Source organism: Bartonella australis AUST/NH1 (assembly GCF_000341355.1).
GTDB lineage: Bacteria > Pseudomonadota > Alphaproteobacteria > Rhizobiales > Rhizobiaceae > Bartonella > Bartonella australis.
Map to the genome: position 1 here is coordinate 181,785 of NC_020300.1, position 18,468 is coordinate 200,252.

The 18,468-nt window shown below is 41.6% G+C and carries 16 protein-coding genes and 1 other RNA gene; 10 read left to right on the forward strand and 7 right to left on the reverse strand.

What is annotated here, in order from left to right; translation table 11 throughout:
* Nucleotides 1-184: 184 nt before the first annotated feature.
* From BANH1_RS00825 to BANH1_RS00845, 6 genes are all read right to left on the reverse strand, one after another.
* Nucleotides 185-1,207, reverse strand: a complete 1,023-nt coding sequence (locus BANH1_RS00825) for a YeiH family protein (RefSeq protein ID WP_015397559.1) — start codon at nucleotides 1,205-1,207, stop codon at nucleotides 185-187.
* A 52-nt stretch (nucleotides 1,208-1,259) separates the two neighbouring features.
* On the reverse strand, nucleotides 1,260-1,865 hold the full coding sequence (recR, locus tag BANH1_RS00830) for a recombination mediator RecR (protein ID WP_015397560.1): 606 nt from the start codon (nucleotides 1,863-1,865) through the stop codon (nucleotides 1,260-1,262).
* 38 nt (nucleotides 1,866-1,903) lie between these two features.
* Nucleotides 1,904-2,236, reverse strand: coding sequence for a YbaB/EbfC family nucleoid-associated protein (locus tag BANH1_RS00835; protein ID WP_015397561.1), 333 nt, complete (start codon nucleotides 2,234-2,236; stop codon nucleotides 1,904-1,906).
* Between the two features lie 14 nt (nucleotides 2,237-2,250).
* Nucleotides 2,251-4,179, reverse strand: coding sequence for a DNA polymerase III subunit gamma/tau (locus BANH1_RS00840; protein WP_015397562.1), 1,929 nt, complete (start codon nucleotides 4,177-4,179; stop codon nucleotides 2,251-2,253).
* Nucleotides 4,180-4,416: 237 nt separating this feature from the next.
* Nucleotides 4,417-4,513: signal recognition particle sRNA small type (gene ffs / locus BANH1_RS07125), an RNA gene on the reverse strand.
* Nucleotides 4,514-5,390: 877 nt separating this feature from the next.
* Nucleotides 5,391-6,122 (reverse strand): 3-deoxy-manno-octulosonate cytidylyltransferase, encoded by a 732-nt coding sequence (locus BANH1_RS00845; protein WP_015397563.1) that lies wholly within the window; start codon nucleotides 6,120-6,122, stop codon nucleotides 5,391-5,393.
* A gap of 116 nt (nucleotides 6,123-6,238) precedes the next feature.
* On the opposite strand from BANH1_RS00845, the gene BANH1_RS00850 reads away from it, so the two are divergent.
* The 4 genes from BANH1_RS00850 (at nucleotide 6,239) to BANH1_RS00865 (ending at nucleotide 10,824) form a co-directional block, all read left to right on the forward strand.
* Nucleotides 6,239-6,808 (forward strand): c-type cytochrome, encoded by a 570-nt coding sequence (locus BANH1_RS00850; RefSeq protein ID WP_015397564.1) that lies wholly within the window; start codon nucleotides 6,239-6,241, stop codon nucleotides 6,806-6,808.
* Nucleotides 6,809-6,950: 142 nt separating this feature from the next.
* Nucleotides 6,951-8,075, forward strand: a complete 1,125-nt coding sequence (locus tag BANH1_RS00855) for a microcin C ABC transporter permease YejB (protein ID WP_015397565.1) — start codon at nucleotides 6,951-6,953, stop codon at nucleotides 8,073-8,075.
* Nucleotides 8,072-9,214: an ABC transporter permease gene (locus tag BANH1_RS00860; RefSeq protein ID WP_015397566.1), complete on the forward strand. Its 1,143-nt coding sequence runs from the start codon at nucleotides 8,072-8,074 to the stop codon at nucleotides 9,212-9,214. The genes BANH1_RS00855 and BANH1_RS00860 overlap by 4 nt, the downstream gene beginning before the upstream one ends.
* The gene (locus tag BANH1_RS00865) at nucleotides 9,214-10,824 is read left to right on the forward strand and encodes an ABC transporter ATP-binding protein (protein ID WP_015397567.1); all 1,611 of its coding nucleotides are present in this window, start codon (nucleotides 9,214-9,216) and stop codon (nucleotides 10,822-10,824) included. Before BANH1_RS00860 ends, BANH1_RS00865 begins: the two co-directional genes overlap by 1 nt.
* Here the strand turns inward: BANH1_RS00865 and BANH1_RS00870 are convergent.
* A complete protein-coding gene (locus tag BANH1_RS00870; protein WP_015397568.1) occupies nucleotides 10,770-11,558 on the reverse strand; it encodes a molybdopterin-synthase adenylyltransferase MoeB in 789 nt (262 codons plus the stop codon). The two genes, BANH1_RS00865 and BANH1_RS00870, sit on opposite strands and share 55 nt — an antisense overlap.
* Before the next feature lie 86 nt (nucleotides 11,559-11,644).
* Between BANH1_RS00870 and gshB the strand changes: the two genes are divergently transcribed.
* From gshB to phoU, 6 genes are all read left to right on the forward strand, one after another.
* Nucleotides 11,645-12,583, forward strand: a complete 939-nt coding sequence (gene gshB / locus BANH1_RS00875; protein WP_015397569.1) for a glutathione synthase — start codon at nucleotides 11,645-11,647, stop codon at nucleotides 12,581-12,583.
* A gap of 149 nt (nucleotides 12,584-12,732) precedes the next feature.
* Complete coding sequence (locus tag BANH1_RS00880; RefSeq protein ID WP_015397570.1) at nucleotides 12,733-13,779, forward strand: PstS family phosphate ABC transporter substrate-binding protein; 1,047 nt, start codon at nucleotides 12,733-12,735, stop codon at nucleotides 13,777-13,779.
* A gap of 62 nt (nucleotides 13,780-13,841) precedes the next feature.
* Nucleotides 13,842-15,302 carry a phosphate ABC transporter permease subunit PstC gene (gene pstC, locus BANH1_RS00885; RefSeq protein ID WP_015397571.1) on the forward strand — a complete coding sequence of 487 codons (1,461 nt, stop codon included), beginning with the start codon at nucleotides 13,842-13,844 and terminating at the stop codon, nucleotides 15,300-15,302.
* Nucleotides 15,299-16,591, forward strand: a complete 1,293-nt coding sequence (pstA, locus tag BANH1_RS00890; RefSeq protein WP_015397572.1) for a phosphate ABC transporter permease PstA — start codon at nucleotides 15,299-15,301, stop codon at nucleotides 16,589-16,591. Before pstC ends, pstA begins: the two co-directional genes overlap by 4 nt.
* 47 nt (nucleotides 16,592-16,638) lie before the next feature.
* The gene (pstB, locus tag BANH1_RS00895) at nucleotides 16,639-17,397 is read left to right on the forward strand and encodes a phosphate ABC transporter ATP-binding protein PstB (RefSeq protein ID WP_015397573.1); all 759 of its coding nucleotides are present in this window, start codon (nucleotides 16,639-16,641) and stop codon (nucleotides 17,395-17,397) included.
* Between the two features lie 21 nt (nucleotides 17,398-17,418).
* On the forward strand, nucleotides 17,419-18,141 hold the full coding sequence (gene phoU, locus BANH1_RS00900) for a phosphate signaling complex protein PhoU (protein WP_015397574.1): 723 nt from the start codon (nucleotides 17,419-17,421) through the stop codon (nucleotides 18,139-18,141).
* Nucleotides 18,142-18,468 lie beyond the last annotated feature (327 nt).

Here is an 18,468-nt window from a genome sequence, read left to right on the forward strand (position 1 = left end):
TCCCTGCGGGCTTGTGTGTTTCCGCATCGCGGGGCCAATTTAAGGAATGATTGTGCATTAAGAACAGTATTATCACCCTTTAAAATACAGCAACGGTGTTATTTTTTAAATGACGGCGAGAATCTTTGCCTGTTTGTAAGCCGTGCTAAAGAAAATAAATTATTTAATGCACTGTTTTAAAGCATTATGAACTAAGATCCATAAACTCTATCAGAGTCAAGGTGAGTACGCCTAGGACAAGGATAGAGCATATTGAAGTAATTATAACACGCCATCCTGCATCTTTTAATGAATGAAGATTAACTCCCAGTCCTAATGCTGCCATTGAAATGACAGTGAATAATTGGGTGATGAACTTAATGGGGGTGAGGGCACTTTCGGGAATGAGTTCGCTTGATCGCGCGAGCATCATCACGATAAAACCCATGATAAACCAAGGAACGAGGGTGTGTAAACGTAAGTGTATTTGTCCTGATTTGCGATAGATGATCGATAAAACAAGAATGAGAGGGCCTAACATTAAAACCCGTACGAGTTTGACAATTGTTGCAATTTGAACACTTACGAAAGATACAGACGCTGTTGCCGCTAAAACTTGCGGCACAGCATAAACGGTCATGCCTGCGAGTACACCGTATTGAGTAAAAGATAAATTTAAAAGCGGCTGCAAAAAGGGCAGAACAAAAATAACAATAATTCCTAAAAGGGCGGTGAAGGCGATTGATGCAGCTATGTCTGAATGCTTAGCATTAATAACGGGCGCGGTCGCAACGATGGCCGAATTACCGCAAATAGCGTTACCGCAAGCAACCAACATCGCTAAATGTCCAGAAAGCCCAAAAAGCCGCCCAATAAAAAAACTGGCAAGAATAGTTACAAATACAATGGATACGATGCCGATAAGCAAGTTCCAACCTGCTGAAAGAACAGTTTGGACGCTGATACTCGCACCTAAAAGCACAATAGCAATCTCGAGAAGCGTTTTGGCGCAGAAGTTTATCCCTTTTTGAAAATATTGAGGAGGGTGAAAATAGCTGCGGACAAATGAACCCAATAAGATCGCTAAAACAAGGCTTTCAAGCCATGCTTCTGCGAAAAAGTATTTTTCCGCGATTTCTAAACCGTAGGCTAACGCTGATATGAGCACACACAATAAGATGCCGGGACCAAAATTATTCAGGAGAGATGGATTGTTTTTACTTGGCATTTTGATACTTTATTTTAAGTAAAATAGATATGATGGGAAAGGAAAAAGAGTTTTAAAAATGTGTTCTTGCTTGTAGAGCAGCCGCCAAAGTCCCATCATCGAGATAATCCAGTTCCCCTCCGACCGGCACTCCGTGGGCGAGTCTGGTAATCTTAATTGAGAAATTAGAGAGTTGATCGGTGATGTAATGAGCCGTTGTTTGTCCTTCAACGGTGGCGTTAACAGCTAGAATAACTTCTGCGACTGAGCCATTAATAACACGGTTTATCAACGAGGTAATATTGAGTTCGTCAGGGCCTATTCCATCTAACGGAGACAGTCGCCCACCTAATACGTGATAACGTGCTGATAAAGTTTTGGCGCGTTCGAGGGCCCAAAGATCAGAAATATCTTCAACAACAATAATCGTTGTATCATCGCGGCGGGGATCTGTGCAAATTGAACAAGGATCAGCTGTATCGACATTGCCACAAACAGAACAGATGCGAACTTTGTTTTCTGCTTCCCGTATTGCTGCCCCTAATGGCTCCAGCAATGTTTCCTTTTTTTTGATAAGATGAAGCGCCGCACGTCGTGCTGAACGCGGGCCGAGACCAGGTATCCGCGCTAGAAGTTGGATGAGATGCTCAATTTCAGGGCCTGCAATATGCTTAGACATAAATTATTATTCCAGGAAATTATATCAAATTTTATTCATTAAAGGGGGAGTTTAAAACCCGGTGGAAGTGGTAATCCCGCTAATTCTACCGTTATCCTTTGGTTTTTTTCTGCAGCCGCCGCTTCAATTTTTACTTTTGCTTCATTATGAGCTGCCATAATAAGATCTTCAAGAATTTCGGTATCTTCGGGTTTGATTAGTGAAGGATCAATTTTGATCGCCGTTATGGTATTTTGGCCGTTCAAGGTGACACTGACGAGCCCGCCACCAGCTGTACCAGTTATTTGTAAGTTAGCTATTTCATCTTGGATTTGCCGCATTTTTTCTTGCATTTCTTTGGCTTTTTTCATCATGCTCATCATATCACGCATAGGGATCGACTTTCTTATTCATCATTTGTGTTATTATCATTTTCGTTTTTTAAGATATAGGAGGATAAATCAAGGTCTTTTTCTCGTTTTTTCAGACGGATATCTACAATTTTTGCTCCTGGAAAATGGTTAAGGATTTTCGCGACCTCAGGGTCAGTTTGTGCATCAGAAAAAAGAGATTCTTGGACGGCAACGCCTTCTTCCTGTAAAGTTGGCCCGCCTCCTTTATCAACAAGAGTTATGGTCCAGTGTTGTTCTGTCCATTTATGCAGCATTTTTTTTATATCGTGGGCCAGTGAACGTGGAGCGTCTTCGGTAAATCTTAAAGTGATGTGTCCTGGTTCAAAAGAAACGGGATGGACAAATTCTTTAATAAGTAATTTGAAATGCACTTCATTATGCCGTTCAGCCAGGTCAATGATATCAGCTAAAGAATTGATGGTCGCGGGCTTTTGTTTTTCGGTTTCCATTACTGATTGATAAGGTTTTTTTTGTAAATTTTCACTATTTTTAAAGAGCTCAGTGGTTTGGGAAACTTTAGAGATTTCTGCCTTTTCTAAGGAGTCCGTATTTTCAGGCGTTTGAATTTTTAATGGATTTTCCGGTTGTAAGGAAAGGCTAGGCTGATTTTCCGAGTGTATTTCGAAATTTTTCTGGTTTTGTGATACATCTAAAATTTTTGAAGGAAAACCCGGATACGTAGCTTCAGTTATCGCAGTATTATGCACGTTTTGTGTTTTTTCATGGGCAGTGCGGTGAATAATTGAAGAATGCTCTTTTTCTTGAGTAAATTTTTTTAAAGCTTCATCAAGAGTTGGTAAATCGGCAGCGTGGGTGAGACGAATTAACAACATTTCGGCTGCTTGGATAGGGTGCGCAACTTGACTAACTTCTTGTAGACCTTTGAGTAGCATCTGCCAGGTTCGAGAAAGAACACGTATGGAAAGTTTCTGCGAAAAGTCTAAGCTTCGCAGACGCTCACTTTCCGTAAATGGTAGATTCTCTGCTATTTCTGGTGTTAAACGCAATCGTGTAACTAGGTGGTTAAAATCGGCTAATTCCGTTAACATGATGAAAGGATCAGCCCCTGCATTATATTGACTACGTAATTCGTTTAGCGCCCCGACAATGTCTCCTTTCATAATAAATTCAAATAGATCAATGATACGTGTTTGATCAGATAATCCCAACATTGTGCGCACTGAAATGGCACTAACTTTACCATTAGAGTGGGAAATTGCTTGGTCAAAAATAGATAACGCGTCGCGTGCAGAACCTTCTGAAGCACGTGCAATTATAGACAATGCTTGATCTTCTGCTTCAACTTTTTCATGTTCGGCGATTTTTCGCAAATGGGCCACCAAAATTTCTGATTCGATGCGTCTTAGGTCAAAACGCTGACAGCGCGAAAGAATTGTAACGGGCACTTTGCGAATTTCTGTCGTCGCAAAAATAAATTTTACGTGTGGCGGTGGTTCTTCAAGTGTCTTCAATAGGCCATTAAAAGCTTGCGTCGAGAGCATATGGACTTCGTCTATGATATAGATTTTGTAGCGCGCAGAAACAGGTCTGTAACGTATTTGTTCAATGATTTCACGGATATCATCAATGCCAGTATGCGAAGCTGCGTCTATTTCTACGACATCGATGTGGCAGCCTTTGATGATTTGTGCGCAGTGTTCACCAATTGTACTAAAAGTGGTAGTTGGCCGGTCAATATCGTTTGTTTTATAGTTGAGAGCACGGGCTAAAATACGCGCTGTTGTGGTTTTTCCTACCCCACGAATTCCCGTTAACATCCATGCTTGCGCGATACGCCCTGTTTCGAAAGCGTTAGTAAGAGTACGCACCATCGCTTCCTGGCCGATAAGATCAGAGAAATTTTGAGGCCGATATTTGCGCGCGAGAACGCGGTAAATCGTTTCTGCCGGCATATTTTCCATCAATGATTCCAATCTTGAAGCTTCCTTGGATATTTTTGAAAGACGCGAAAAAACAGATTGAGGAATCCACCTTCATACAAAAAGATCTTCATCTCAACCAATTTATTTGTTTGAAGGAAAGGGAGTGGTTCATCTGAGGACACCCGAAACCCTTCTCTTCACGATTCCTAAAGCGCTATCGCAAAAAACTAAGGGCACTGTACCTAAAAATAACGAAAACGCAATTCGCTTAGTAAGGTAGGAGGCTGACATAGTGACCCGCATAAAACTCGTTAGGGCTGCTTCTTTCCAGATCTGACCCGGTTGGCGAGCAATCCGTCCACCACCAACCTCCCGATCTTATATTGTCGATTTAAAATGAAAAATCAAGCTAAGAAACAAACAACATCAAAATACCCACAACGCTCCCATTGACCTTGATCGCGAAAATTCTAGACTACTAATTTCACTGAATATTTACATAAAATAGGATTAAAGGCTCAGAATTTTATCAATTATAATCTCCTGTGTCACAGTCTTTTCCAGCGATCTTTCATCAGCGAAGTTTCGGAGTTTGTGTTTTCCGTATTGAAGGGGGGCGCATATAGACGATGTAACGCCCTTAGAGGCAAAGACATCGCCTTTTAATTATTATATTATTTTGCTTAGACACATTAAGAGTAAGTACTGATTCTTTTAGGCCGATGGCTAAAATAAATTATATTCCATATGTGATGAGCATGGCAACGGCTTTTGTATCAGAAATCGGTTCTCTGGTTTCTCAAAGAGCTGTTTTCGTCTGCTATGATGGAATGGATATAATTTGATAAAGATAACATTATGGGTTGTTTTTCTTTTTTCATTGGCTTTCGTTCCAATAGCGTTTTTTATAGCAGATACTTGCAAGGTTTATCGCTACAAATTTTATCACTGCAACCGCGCTAAACTTACTTCATAATCGTCAGGCTTATTAATGCTTCGTAGATTTATTTCGAATGCTACTTCAATTTTGTGGCTTATTGGACGAAGATCATAACGTTCAGAGGGTGGGCAGAGAGGGTAGCACCGAAGACATAACAAGACCAGCTCTCTTGCTTTTCCTTAAATTAAGCGTATTTTCAAAAATACTAGAAAGCGCGGCGTCTGTATTTAAAATATACTAAGACAAGTTGCACAAAATAAGCATCGTACTTTTTTCAGTAAAGAGATCTTACTGATTTTCAAGGATATTACTATGCTAAAATTTTGCGTACTTTATCAAGATCACGTTGTGTATCAATTCCCAAGGGAATGGTATTAATTATCTCTACATCGATACGCATATTGTCTTCCAATGCACGTAACTGCTCAAGTTTTTCACGTTGTTCTAAGCTAGATGGTTTAAGTGTTACGAACCGTTCAAGTGCTTCGCGTCGGTAGGCGTATAACCCTATATGATGGTAAAGGGGACCTGATCCATAAGGTGCTGTTGCACGAGTAAAGTAAAGGGCTCGGAGACGATTTTTGGCAATCGGCGTCCCAATAATTTTGACTATATTTTGGTCTGTTTTTTCACTTTCTTCAGTTATTTTTGCCCCCAAAGTTGCAATATCAGTTAAGCTGTTTTCTAAAGGCCGCAAGGCATTAATGATTTCATCGGGGGTTATCGTCGGTAAGTCACCTTGTACGTTTAAAATGGTATTGTAGTGCCGCTCGGGATCAACGCTATTTAAAGCTTCATAAATGCGATCAGTTCCTGATTGGTGATCAAGGCGCGTTATGATGCATTTGTGCCCACGAGCTGTGACTGCTTCGGCGATTTTTTCATGATCTGTCGCAACGATAGTGGGCCCTAATGCAGCTTTTTCTGCTTGCTCAGCGACATGAACGATCATCGGCTTGCCAGCGATCTCGGCTAACGCTTTTTCTGGTAAGCGAGTCGAACCCATACGGGCCGGTATGAGAATGAGCGGCCTAAAAGTCATAATAAGGCTCCAAATATTGTGTATGACGCGTCGCACAAATTATGATACTGTACATCGTAAATAAAACAAAGGTTTAAATTAGCGATAACGATAAAGATGTGAGCGTTTGAATTTTGATGAATCGGTTTATGTTTGCCTGTTGCATTTGCGCTTGTATGTTTTTGCTGATCGTTTGGATGGTAGTTTCCATTATAGGCGATGTGCTGTATAATGATTATGTGCCGATTGATGTTTCTCGTCGCGCCGTAGACGGTGAGGCTCTTAAAGGTACACAACATATATCGCGTACTCCTCTATTATTGAGTGATCGCCTTCAACAAGGCGACCTTGAAAATGGTCGTAAGATTTTTAAGCAATGTGCTCTATGTCATACATCTGGACGTAATGGGGTCAACCGTGTTGGCCCAACACTTTGGGGGGTTATTGATCGTCCCTTTGCAGCTGTAGAAGGCTTTTCTTATTCACGGGCATTACGCGAAAACTCTGATAAAAAATGGAATTTTTTTATTTTAGATCGTTATATTCGGTCGCCGCGCACAACGATTCCAGGGACGACAATGTCTTTTCGCGGAATCAAAGATGATCAAGATCGCGCTGATCTTCTACTCTATTTACGCAGTTTGTCTGATGAGCCGGTCCCTTTGCCACTGAGTCCGTTGGAATATGAGGACAGCGAGAAAGATTAATTTATGTGCTAATTTTGTTTCAAAATTACACGGGGTTGATTTTTATTTGGAATTTAGTTTTTATTAATTTAGCGAAAAAGTTATTATTGATTATCATTTGGGGTTAAGCGGTCGGGGCTTTATCAAAGGGTAAGGTAAAAGGATGATAGCTTATATTTTGCGGCGTCTTTTGCTAATTATACCGACACTCATCGGCATTTTAACGGTGACGTTTATTATCGTTCAGTTTACGCCGGGGGGCCCTGTTGAAAATATTATTGCCCAATTACAAGGAATGGGCGGCGACGCTGTAGGGAAGATAGCTGGTGGTAGCGGCGATTTTATGCCTCCTTCTGATTCTGCTTTTGATGGCGCTTATGCTGGATTATCTACCCGTGGGGATTCCAAATATCGTGGTGCACGAGGGCTAGATCCAGAATTTATTGCCGAACTTGAGCGGCAATTTGGTTTTGATAAACCACCTTTGGAACGTTATCTAACAATGCTTGGTAACTATTTGCGTTTTGATTTTGGGGATTCTTATATGCAAGGCCGCTCAGTCGTCGAGCTTATTAAGGATGCTCTGCCTGTTTCTCTATCTCTCGGTTTTTGGCACTTACTGATTTCTTATGCTATTTCCATACCGTTGGGAATCCGCAAAGCTATCAAGGAGGGATCTGTTTTTGATATATGGACAAGCGCAGTTATTGTTATCGGCTATGCGATTCCGAATTTCCTTTTTGGTATTTTTTTAATAGTTTTTTTCGCTGGTGGGTCTTTTTTAAATTGGTTTCCGCTGAGCCATTTAACTTCTGATAATTTTGATCAATTGTCATTTGGGCGCAAAATATTAGATTATTTTTACCATTTGATTTTGCCGTTGACGGCAATGATTATTTCTTCTTTTGCTACGACGACGTTATTGATGAAAAACTGCTTTCTGGAAGAAATTCGTCAGCAATATGTCGTTACAGCTCGTGCTAAGGGTCTAAGTGAGCACTCCATTCTTTATGGCCATATTTTTCGCAACGCAATATTGATAATAATTGCTGGTTTTCCTGCGACTTTTATGGGATCATTTTTTAGTGGGTCTTTGCTGATTGAAATGTTGTATTCGCTAAATGGTATGGGACTTTTAAGTTATACGTCTATTGTTGACCGTGATTATTCTGTCGTATTTGCCACCCTTTATATTTTTTCGCTCATTGGCCTCGTTATTAGCCTTATATCTGATATTGTTTATATGTTTGTTGACCCACGTATTGACTTTGATGAAAGGGATTTATGATGGAAAAGACAAGACACGATAGGCTTCGTGATTCTCAGATCCATAAACAGCCTTTTCTCTCTCCGTTGAACGCGCGCCGTTGGCATAATTTTAAACATAATCGTCGTGGTTGGTGGTCGTTATGGCTTTTTTTATTTTTATGTTTATGCTCTTTTTCAGCGGAGTTCATTGCCAATGACCGCCCAATTATCGCCTCTTATAAAGGAGAATTATTATTCCCTGTTTTTTTTGATTATGCCGATGAAAAATTTGGTGGAAATTTGGCCGTAGCAGATTTTCGTGATCCCTTAATTCAGAACGAAATCGCCCAACATGGTTGGGCATTATGGCCGCCGGTTCGTTATTCTTATAATACTATAGTAGGTAATAAAACTTTGGCGTTAGCGCCTCCTTTTTGGCTACAAAGTAAAGAGAAGCGTTGCGTTAATTATGCGCGAGGGAGTTCTGATACGGAGTGCACCATTAGCCGGTGGAATTGGCTTGGAACAGACGATATGACGCGTGATATTTTTGCACGGGTTTTATACGGCTTCCGATTATCGATAATTTTCAGTATTTTACTGACAGCTATTTCCGCTATCATTGGTGTTACAGCAGGAGCGGTTCAGGGTTATTGTGGCGGTTGGGTTGATTTAATTTTTCAGCGTTTAATTGAGATATGGTCTTCTGTACCGTCGCTTTATTTAGTTATTATAATGGCTTCTGTTTTTGCGCAGGGTTTTTGGGTATTATTGGGGATTATGCTTCTTTTCCAATGGGTGGCGTTGGTTGGCGTGGTGCGCGCGGAATTTTTGCGCGCACGGAATTTTTCCTATATCACCGCTGCGCGTGCTTTAGGAATCTCTAATAGCACTATTATGGTACGCCATTTATTGCCGAATGCTATGGTTGCTGCTTTAACCTATATGCCTTTTTTATTAACATCGGGGATTTCGTTATTAACGTCGCTCGATTATTTAGGGTTTGGTCTCCCTCCCGGTTACGCCTCTTTGGGCGAATTGATGCGGCAGGCTACCTCTAATTTAAGTGCTCCTTGGATTGGTATTACAGGCTTCGTCGTCATTGCTCTCATGTTATCGCTGTTAGCATTTATTGGTGAGGCAGTGCGAGATGCTTTTGACCCGCGGAAGGCATTATAATGACGGAGTTGCTTTCAGTTCGTGATCTTTCGATTACATTGTGCCAAGCAGAAGAAAAAAAATCTATAATTGAGAAAATTTCTTTTAATATTAAGAAGGGAGAAACGGTTGCCCTCGTAGGGGAATCAGGTTCAGGAAAATCAGTAACAGCGTTGTCTATTTTGCGATTATTGCCTTCTTCAAAAACGCTTTGTCAGTCAGGTGAAATTTTCTTTAATGATCAGGATTTGCTGAAGCAAAAAGAAGAAGCTTTGCGTAAAGTTCGTGGTAAAGACATTACTATGATTTTTCAGGAGCCGATGATCTCCCTCAATCCTTTGCATAATGTGGAACGTCAGATAGGTGAAGTCCTCAAAATGCACTCAGATGCGCGTGGCGAACAGTTGCGCGCGCGTATCATTGATTTGCTGATTCAAGTGGGAATTAGTGAACCACAAAAGCGTTTGGGCTCATTTCCTCACCAATTATCAGGTGGTCAGCGGCAACGAGTGATGATTGCGATAGCGCTCGCTAATAGCCCACAATTATTGATCGCTGATGAGCCAACGACTGCGCTTGACGTGACTGTTCAAGCGAAAATCCTTGAGCTGCTGATACAGTTAAAAAAGAGTCGCAATATGTCGATGCTTTTCATCACCCATGATTTATCTATCGTGCGTCGCATTGCGGATCGTGTTTACATAATGAGGGGAGGAGAAATTGTTGAAAATGGGCCAGTAAACGAGCTTTTCGAAAGTCCTCAACATCCCTATACAAAGCAATTGTTAGCGGCAGAGCCTAAAGGGCATCCTCTTCGCGCTGATAACAGCGCCCCTGTTTTGATAAGGGGTCAGAAAATACGCGTTTGGTTTCCTATTAAAAAAGGCTTATTTCGGCGAACAATCGGTTATGTGAAAGCTGTGCAGGATATCGATATTACAATTCGCGCTGGTCAAACGCTCGGTGTAGTAGGGGAATCAGGTTCAGGAAAAACGACATTAGGGCTTGCACTAGCGCGAATGCTTTCTTTTAAAGGCCAGATTTATTTTGATGGCACTGATATTAGCGATTTTAATTTTAGGAAAATGCGCCCTTTACGTCGTCATATCCAGATCGTTTTTCAAGATCCTTTTGGTTCGCTTTCACCGCGCATGTCTGTGGGAGAAATTATCGCTGAGGGGTTATCAGTCCATGAACCACAGCTTTCTTATGCTGAGCGCGACGACCGTGTGATCGAATCTTTATGCGAGGTTAATCTTGATCCTGCCACCCGCTATCGTTACCCACATGAATTTTCTGGTGGACAGAGGCAGCGGATCGCTCTCGCGCGCGCAATCATTCTTAAGCCGCGGTTTCTCGTTCTTGATGAGCCGACGTCTTCCCTTGATGCACGCGCGCAGGCGCAAATTGTCGATCTCTTACGTCAGCTACAACAAAAATATCACCTAGGTTATCTTTTTGTTAGCCATGATCTAAAGATTGTTAAAGCACTTGCGCACGAAATTATCGTGATGCACAATGGAAAAATGGTTGAGCGTGGTTCCGCTGACCGTATTTTTTCCTGTCCTCAAAATTCTTACACACAAACTTTGATGGCTGCTGCGTTTACGCTGGAATCTGGCCGTTTATAGGAAATCACATTAAATTGTGCTGATAATCCGTTATAGAGGAGGATTTTACCTATCAAAGGCTCTCCAATATTTGTGATAAGTTTAATCGCTTCCATTGCTTGGAGTGTACCAATAACTCCGGGCAAAGCACTGATGATTCCGGCTTCAACACATGTAGGGATAACGCCGGCGGCGGGCGGATTAGGGAACAAATCGCGATAATGGGGGTTATTGTCTTTATAGGGCATGAGAACTGTTAATGAACCCTCAAACCGGCTTACGGCACCGCTTATTAAAGGTTTAGCGCGTTGAAAAGAATGGTCAGCGAGAAGATAGCGTGTAGCAAAATTATCGCTTCCGTCAATAATAATATGGTAGGCGTCGATGAGTCTATCTATGTTAGTTTCGTCTAAACGCAGGCTATATTTTTCAGTCATAACATGGGGGTTAATTGCTTTTATCGTGGATTCAGCGCTAGTGGTTTTTCGTTGATTAATTGCGCTTGTTCTGTGAATGACTTGGCGTTGTAAATTGGAAAGCGAAACGATGTCGTCATCGACGATTCCGAGAGTTCCAACACCCGCTGCAGCAAGATAAGTTAAAACCGGTGCTCCAAGACCGCCTGCGCCGACAACAAGGACGCGAGCAGCTTTTAGCTTTTGTTGTCCTGTACCACCAATTTCAGGCAAAATAATATGGCGTGCATAGCGCTCAATTTCTTCTGTGCTTAATTTTGTATCAGCTTCTTGTGTCATAGGTTTTCTCTTGTCATGTCTGTTCGTTATTTAATAAGCTCATGGCTTATTGACAAATTTGCTTTCGGTGATAGGAGATTTTATTCATGAAAGTTGCCATTCAGATGGACCATATTTCGGAACTCAAAATTCGTGGGGATACTACGTTTTCTCTTATTTTGGAAGCACAAGAGCGTGGACATTGCCTTTTCCATTATACACCAGATTTTTTATCCATGCGCGACGGTCGTGTGATGGCACGCTTAGAACCGTTAACTGTGCGCGACGAAGAGGGATGCCATTATCAATTAGGCGAGTCTGTTTACACGGAGTTGACAGATATGGATGTGGTTCTTTTGCGCCAAGATCCGCCTTTTGATATGAATTATATCACGACAACCCATTTTTTGGAACGCATTCATCCCAAGACGCTTGTAGTGAATGATCCGATATGGGTACGTAATAGTCCAGAAAAGATTTTTGTTACCGAATTTCCTGATTTGATGCCAGAAACATTGATTACAAAAGATGTTGAAGAAGTGAGGGCATTCAGAGCTGTATTCGGTGATATTATTATTAAACCACTCTACGGTAACGGAGGTACAGGGGTTTTTTACTTAAAACAGGACGATCATAACCTGTCATCACTTTTGGAATTGTTTGGACAAAATTACCGTGAGCCTTTTATTGTACAGCGCTATTTGAGCGCGGTGCGGCAAGGAGATAAACGGATTATTTTGCTTGATGGTGCGCTTGTAGGAGCGATTAATAGGGTTCCGGCGGAAACGGACATCCGCTCCAATATGCATGTTGGAGGCCGAGCAGAAAATATTAAACTGACAGAACGCGACCACGAAATCTGCGCGCGCATTGGCCCAATTTTAAAGGAACGCGGTTTGCTTCTTGTTGGGATTGACGTAATCGGCGATTATATAACGGAAATTAATGTTACCTCTCCTACGGGAATTCGTGAAATTAAGCGTTTTGGCGGAGCGGATATAGCTTCTCTTTTCTGGGACGCTATTGAATTTAAGCGCCAAAATTAAGTTTGTTCAAGCTGATAACCGAAATATTATTGTGTCATAAAAATTATAAATGTCACTTTTTTGTTTCTTGTATTGCAGACGTCATTTAGAATCTAGGTTATTACAGTGGTAATGGCGTAGATATTAGTGCACATTTGGGGAGTTTATAGATGAGGAAAGTGTTATCAGTCGGAGTGGGGCTGGTTTTCGCTATTGCATTATCGGTTAATGCTGGCAATGCTCGTAATCAAATTCAAATTGCAGGTTCGTCCACAGTTTTACCTTATGAAAAAATCGTCGCCGAGATATTCGGAGAGATTTACCCTAATTTTAAGGTTCCTGTTATTGAATCAGGCGGTTCAGGCGCCGGTATCAAGGAGTTTTGCCGGGATGTTGGGGGAAATACGGTTGATATCGTTAATAGTTCGCGAGCGATGAAGCCAAGTGAGTTGCAGTCTTGTTTTAACGCTGGTGTAAAAGATATTGAAGAAATGCTCATTGGGTATGATGGTGTTGTTTTAGCGACGAACATCAATAGCCCTGATTGGAAATTGCAGCCGGAGGATGTTTATAAAGCGCTCGCTGCTCAAATTGTTATTGACGGGAAATTGCAGTTAAACAAAATTTCCAAGTGGAATGCGGTTAATAATACACTTCCTGACTGGAGGATCACAGCTTATATTCCAGGTGAGAAGCACGGGACACGTGAGGTTTTTGAAGAAAAATTGCTAATTGCTGGTTGCAAGGCCAGTGGGGCGGTTGAGGCGATGAAAGCTTTGGAGATGGATGATAAGGCGATTCATGCTGCTTGTATTGCAGTACGTAAAGATGGAAGTGTTATTGATATTGATGGTGATTATTCTGAAACATTCGCGCGTCTCATTTCCGATAAAACGGGTATCGGTGTTTTTGGTTTGTCTTTTTATGAAAATAATGCTGATAAATTTAAAGCGGTGTACATTAGCGGCGTTGGCCCAAGCGCTGAGACAATTTCCAGAGGTGAATATCCGATTTCGCGTCCACTTTTTTTCTATGTTAAGAAAGCGCATTTAGGTGTTGTTCCAGGTTTGCAGGAATATATTGATTTTTTCCTTTCTGATCAAATGATTGGTCCAGATGGGCCATTAGCTGAATACGGCCTCGTTCCAGCTTCTGAGAAGGAACGGCAAGCGCAGCGTGCTGCTTTTTCTGCTGGAACAGTAATGACTTTGAAATAACTCTCCGAATCTGCGGTACAAAATTCCTCTGTGTTACTTTTTTATAAAAAGTGAAAGATAATATGTTCGTTTCTCTCATTATTGTTTTGCTATTTATTTTGGGGTTTGCTGGTTTTTGCATTTCTTATATGCGGGCTCGTTTTCTTGAAAATACAGGATCTAAGATGCATTCTCGTGCATGCTATTATGGCTGGTGGACATTTTCAATAACTGTCATTCCAGCTCTTATTTTTTTGATTTTTTGGAGTGTGGCGAGTGCGGTTTATTTAGAGCATAATGCTTCGCGAGAAATTGAGGCGTACGCAGCGTGTAAGTCGAATATTGTTACTCATGACCTTATGTTGGGGACTATTCGCAGTCTAGCAAAAATTATTCACCACTTTGAAGGAGACCTTGCCGTAGTTTCTTACGGGGATATGCAGGCACAATTGTTAGCGAAGGGATTTGTTTTGCCTGAACAAGTGCCAGATTATATTTTGAGGATAGCACAGTCGTGGTACCTTTTTTCTACAAAGCTTCAGTTTGCAGGTCATATTTTATTTTTTACAATTGCGTTTTGTTTTTTTATCTTTGGAATTACGCGCGTCGTGCCGCGTCAACGTGCGCGCAATAAAGTTGAGCATTTGATTGTTATTGGTTTAATTTGCGCATCCGCTGTCACAGTTTTGACAACAGTTGGCATTGCAGTTTCCATGTTATTTCAGACGATCAATTTTTTTCAGTCCGTACCATTGTCAAATTTCTTGTTTGGAACGGTTTGGGATCCACGTTTTTCAGCCAGCGGTCTGGGAGACGAAGGAGGGCAATTCGGCTTAATACCACTCTTAGCAGGCACACTTTATATCGCATTTGTAGCAATGCTTTTCGCTGTCCCTATAGGATTATTTTCCGCTCTTTATATGGCCGAGTATGCTTCTACTCGATTACGGTCAATTGTAAAACCATTGTTGGAAGTGCTTGCTGGTATTCCGACTATTGTTTACGGTTTTTTTGCTTTAAAAGTTGTTGGCCCTTTTTTGCGCGACCTTTCTATTTCTCTTTCTGGGGGTGTTGGTTTTATTATGGCTCAAAGCGTTTTGACCGCCGGTTTGGTGATGGGAATTATGCTGATTCCTTTTGTTTCATCTTTGTCAGACGACGTTATTACTGCTGTTCCACGTTTTTTGCGGGAGGGTTCTTATGGGTTAGGAGCAACGCAATCTGAAACAGTCAAAAAAGTGGTTATACCAGCAGCTCTTCCTGGAATCGTAGGCGCTCTCTTACTGACGGCGTCACGTGCGATCGGGGAGACGATGATTGTAGTTTTAGCGGCGGGCGTTGCAGCGAATTTAACTATCAATCCATTTGAAGCTATGACCACTATAACAGTCAAAATTGTCAATCAATTGACTGGCGACTTTGAGTTTAATTCTCCGCAAACTCTTGTGGCATTTGCTTTGGGGATGACGCTTTTTAGTCTGACTCTTTTGATGAATATTCTCGCCCTCTATATAGTGCGTAAATATCAGGAAAAATATGAATGAATAAGGTTTTCTTTCCATATCATCGTAATATCAATCTGAACCGCCGCTATTGGGCTGAACGTCGTTTTCGTGCTTATGGTCTGATTGCTATTTTTATTAGTTTGTTTTTTTTATCTGCTCTTTTATGGTCTGTTATAAGCCAAGGTTATACGGCTTTTTTTCAAAGTGAAATGATATTATCAGTATATTTGGACGAAAAAGTAATCGATCCAGGTGGCCAGCGTAAGGTTAATCCGAAAATATTAATAACCGCGGATTATCCGCTTCTCGTGCGTAACGCTTTGGCTGCAAAGCTTGGAGTAAACCGTGAGGACCGAGCTTCTATGCGCGATATCAATCGCATGTTTTCGGGCAGTGTTCGTGTTCAGTTGCGCGATATAGTGACAAAAAATCCAGATTTAATTGGAACAACACAAAAAATCAGAGCCCCCGCCGCGGCAAACATCGACGCTGCTTATAAAGGGAAGATAGACCTAAACGCAGCGGAGAAAAACCGCAAGGTTTTAAATAAGCAAGTAGAATGGATGAGGCGCTTAACCGCTGACGGTACGCTTTATAAAACATTCAATTATGGTTTTTTTACATCCGGTGCATCAAGTCGTCCTGAGGTTGCGGGGTTGGGCGTCGCGATAATTGGCTCTCTCTATATGATGATTATTGTTTTAGCGATTTCTTTGCCAATTGGGGTGGCGACAGCTCTCTACCTCGAAGAATATGCACATAAAAATAAGTTCACAGATCTTATTGAGATTAATATCAATAATCTTGCCGCTGTTCCTTCGATAGTTTTCGGCCTTTTGGGGCTTGCTGTTTTTATCAATTTTTTGGAGATGCCGCGTTCAGCATCTTTCGTTGGTGGTCTTGTCCTAACTCTTATGACATTACCGACGATTGTTATTGCTACACGCTCCGCTTTGCGGACTGTCCCATCTTCTATTCGTGCCGCAGCTTTAGGATTAGGAGCCTCAAAAACGCAAGTGGTTTTTCATCATGTTGTGCCTTTAGCGGCGCCCGGTATTTTGACAGGTACGATCATCGGTTTAGCGCAGGCATTGGGTGAAACTGCGCCTTTGCTTTTGATTGGGATGGTTGCTTTTGTTGCAAATATTCCTACTACACCTATGGATCCTGCGACTGCTCTGCCCGTCCAAATTTTGATGTGGGCGAGCGAAGCAGAACGAACTTTTGTTGAAAAGACATCGGGCGCTATCATCGTACTCATGATTTTTCTGGCTGTTATGAATATTTCAGCCATCCTTTTGCGCCGGCGATTTGAGCGACATTGGTAAGTTAGATAAGTTTGTGAATTTGAACATCAAAATAAGGTTAGTTTTTAATGAACATTAAAATGAGCGGTCGAGATGTTAAGGTTTTTTACGGGAATAAAGAAGCACTTCATGGCATTACTCTTGATATCCTTGAACATCAAGTAACCGCGTTGATTGGCCCTTCAGGTTGCGGAAAATCAACTTTTTTGCGTTGTTTTAACCGTATGAATGATACTATTGAAAATGCTAAAGTGACGGGCCTTATTACTCTAGACGAGGAGAATATTTATGATTCGCGGATTGATGTTGTAGAATTACGTGCACGTGTGGGGATGGTTTTTCAAAAACCTAATCCTTTTCCAAAATCTATTTTTGAAAATGTCGCTTATGGGCCACGTATTCACGGTTTGGTAAAATCACGCGCTGAATTATGTGATGTAGTTGAAAGGAGCTTGATACAAGCCGGATTATTTGAGGAGGTAAAGGATCGTCTTCATGAGGCCGGGACGAGTTTATCGGGGGGGCAGCAACAACGTTTATGTATTGCTCGTGCCATCGCTGTAAGTCCTGAAGTTATTTTGATGGACGAACCATGTTCGGCTCTTGATCCGATTGCAACAGCACGTATTGAAGAACTTATTGATGCATTACGACAAAATTATACGATTGTTATTGTAACACATTCAATGCAGCAGGCGGCGCGCGTTTCTCAATATACAGCTATGTTTCATTTAGGGCATCTGGTGGAAGTTGGCGAAACTGACATGATGTTTACCTCGCCGAAGGAGCAGCGCACACAAGATTATATTACGGGCCGTTTTGGGTAAGTAAATGCAGGAGTATAGGATATGTTCATGAGTCATACCGTCAGTTCTTATGATGCAGAATTAAAATATTTAGAAGCAAAGATCGCAGAAATGGGAAGTCACGCGGAAAAGATGATTGAACGTTCTGTAGCATCGATTATTCATGATGACCTCCAGCTTGCAGCTACAGTTATTTCCGACGATTTATATTTGGATGAAATGGAACGTGACATTAATGAAAAGGCAATTACTGTTATTTGCAAACGTCAGCCAATGGCCGTTGATCTACGCGAGATCGTTGGGGCTATTCGTATTTCTTCCGATATTGAGCGAATTGGGGATATGGCAAAAAACATCGCTAAGCGGGCAGTTGCCATTTCGAAAATGCGTCAACCTGCCGCTTTTTATCGTGGTCTTGAAACAATTACAGCTTTAGCACTTGATCAGCTAAGAGAGATTTTAGGCGCTTACACCGACCGTTTATTGAATCGTATTGATACGGTACGCGAGCGTGACGATGAAATCGACGCTTTGTATACATCTCTTTTTCGTGAACTTTTGACCTACATGGTGGAGGATATGCGTAATATTACAGTTTGTACGCATTTACTTTTTTGTGCAAAGAATATTGAACGAATTGGCGATCACGTTACTAATATCGCTGAGACGCTGCATTATGTCATAACCGGTCATCATATGCCTTCTGATCGTCCCCGTGATGACCTCACATATCAAGTTGGAATAGATGAGAAAAAAACAGATTAAAGATTTAGTTTTGGGTATATAAAAGCCGCTTCGTTTTGTTGAAGAGAACGAATATATCTGAGATTCTCGGTGTTAGCGTAGACAGTTTTATCTAAGCTTCGATATTAAATTAATCATATAGTTTTCTTCGTACGGGAGCAGATATACCGCTTTCACGGGCGGGCATAGTGCAAATTTAGGGGATGGTACCGAATCATGTTTTAGTACAGTAGAGGTTTTCTGCGTGTCTACCCCGGCTGTGCCTTTTGTGTATACAGTGATTAAGAGACTCTTTAAGAGAACAACCCTCCACTGACGTTGGGGGCGAGAGCGCCGATGCCCAGCGGT

Excerpts from the sequence above, each read along its gene's own strand:
- BANH1_RS00845 (WP_015397563.1), bottom strand. The coding sequence starts at position 6,122 with ATGACTTTTAGGCCGCTCATTCTCATACCGGCCCGTATGGGTTCGACT.
- gshB (WP_015397569.1), top strand. The coding sequence starts at position 11,645 with ATGAAAGTTGCCATTCAGATGGACCATATTTCGGAACTCAAAATTCGT.
- recR (WP_015397560.1), bottom strand. The coding sequence starts at position 1,865 with ATGTCTAAGCATATTGCAGGCCCTGAAATTGAGCATCTCATCCAACTT.
- pstB (WP_015397573.1), top strand. The coding sequence starts at position 16,639 with ATGAACATTAAAATGAGCGGTCGAGATGTTAAGGTTTTTTACGGGAAT.
- BANH1_RS00880 (WP_015397570.1), top strand. The coding sequence starts at position 12,733 with ATGAGGAAAGTGTTATCAGTCGGAGTGGGGCTGGTTTTCGCTATTGCA.
- BANH1_RS00835 (WP_015397561.1), bottom strand. The coding sequence starts at position 2,236 with ATGCGTGATATGATGAGCATGATGAAAAAAGCCAAAGAAATGCAAGAA.
- pstC (WP_015397571.1), top strand. The coding sequence starts at position 13,842 with ATGTTCGTTTCTCTCATTATTGTTTTGCTATTTATTTTGGGGTTTGCT.
- BANH1_RS00825 (WP_015397559.1), bottom strand. The coding sequence starts at position 1,207 with ATGCCAAGTAAAAACAATCCATCTCTCCTGAATAATTTTGGTCCCGGC.
- BANH1_RS00870 (WP_015397568.1), bottom strand. The coding sequence starts at position 11,558 with ATGACACAAGAAGCTGATACAAAATTAAGCACAGAAGAAATTGAGCGC.
- BANH1_RS00850 (WP_015397564.1), top strand. The coding sequence starts at position 6,239 with ATGAATCGGTTTATGTTTGCCTGTTGCATTTGCGCTTGTATGTTTTTG.
- BANH1_RS00860 (WP_015397566.1), top strand. The coding sequence starts at position 8,072 with ATGATGGAAAAGACAAGACACGATAGGCTTCGTGATTCTCAGATCCAT.
- BANH1_RS00840 (WP_015397562.1), bottom strand. The coding sequence starts at position 4,179 with ATGGAAAATATGCCGGCAGAAACGATTTACCGCGTTCTCGCGCGCAAA.
- BANH1_RS00855 (WP_015397565.1), top strand. The coding sequence starts at position 6,951 with ATGATAGCTTATATTTTGCGGCGTCTTTTGCTAATTATACCGACACTC.
- phoU (WP_015397574.1), top strand. The coding sequence starts at position 17,419 with ATGTTCATGAGTCATACCGTCAGTTCTTATGATGCAGAATTAAAATAT.
- BANH1_RS00865 (WP_015397567.1), top strand. The coding sequence starts at position 9,214 with ATGACGGAGTTGCTTTCAGTTCGTGATCTTTCGATTACATTGTGCCAA.
- pstA (WP_015397572.1), top strand. The coding sequence starts at position 15,299 with ATGAATAAGGTTTTCTTTCCATATCATCGTAATATCAATCTGAACCGC.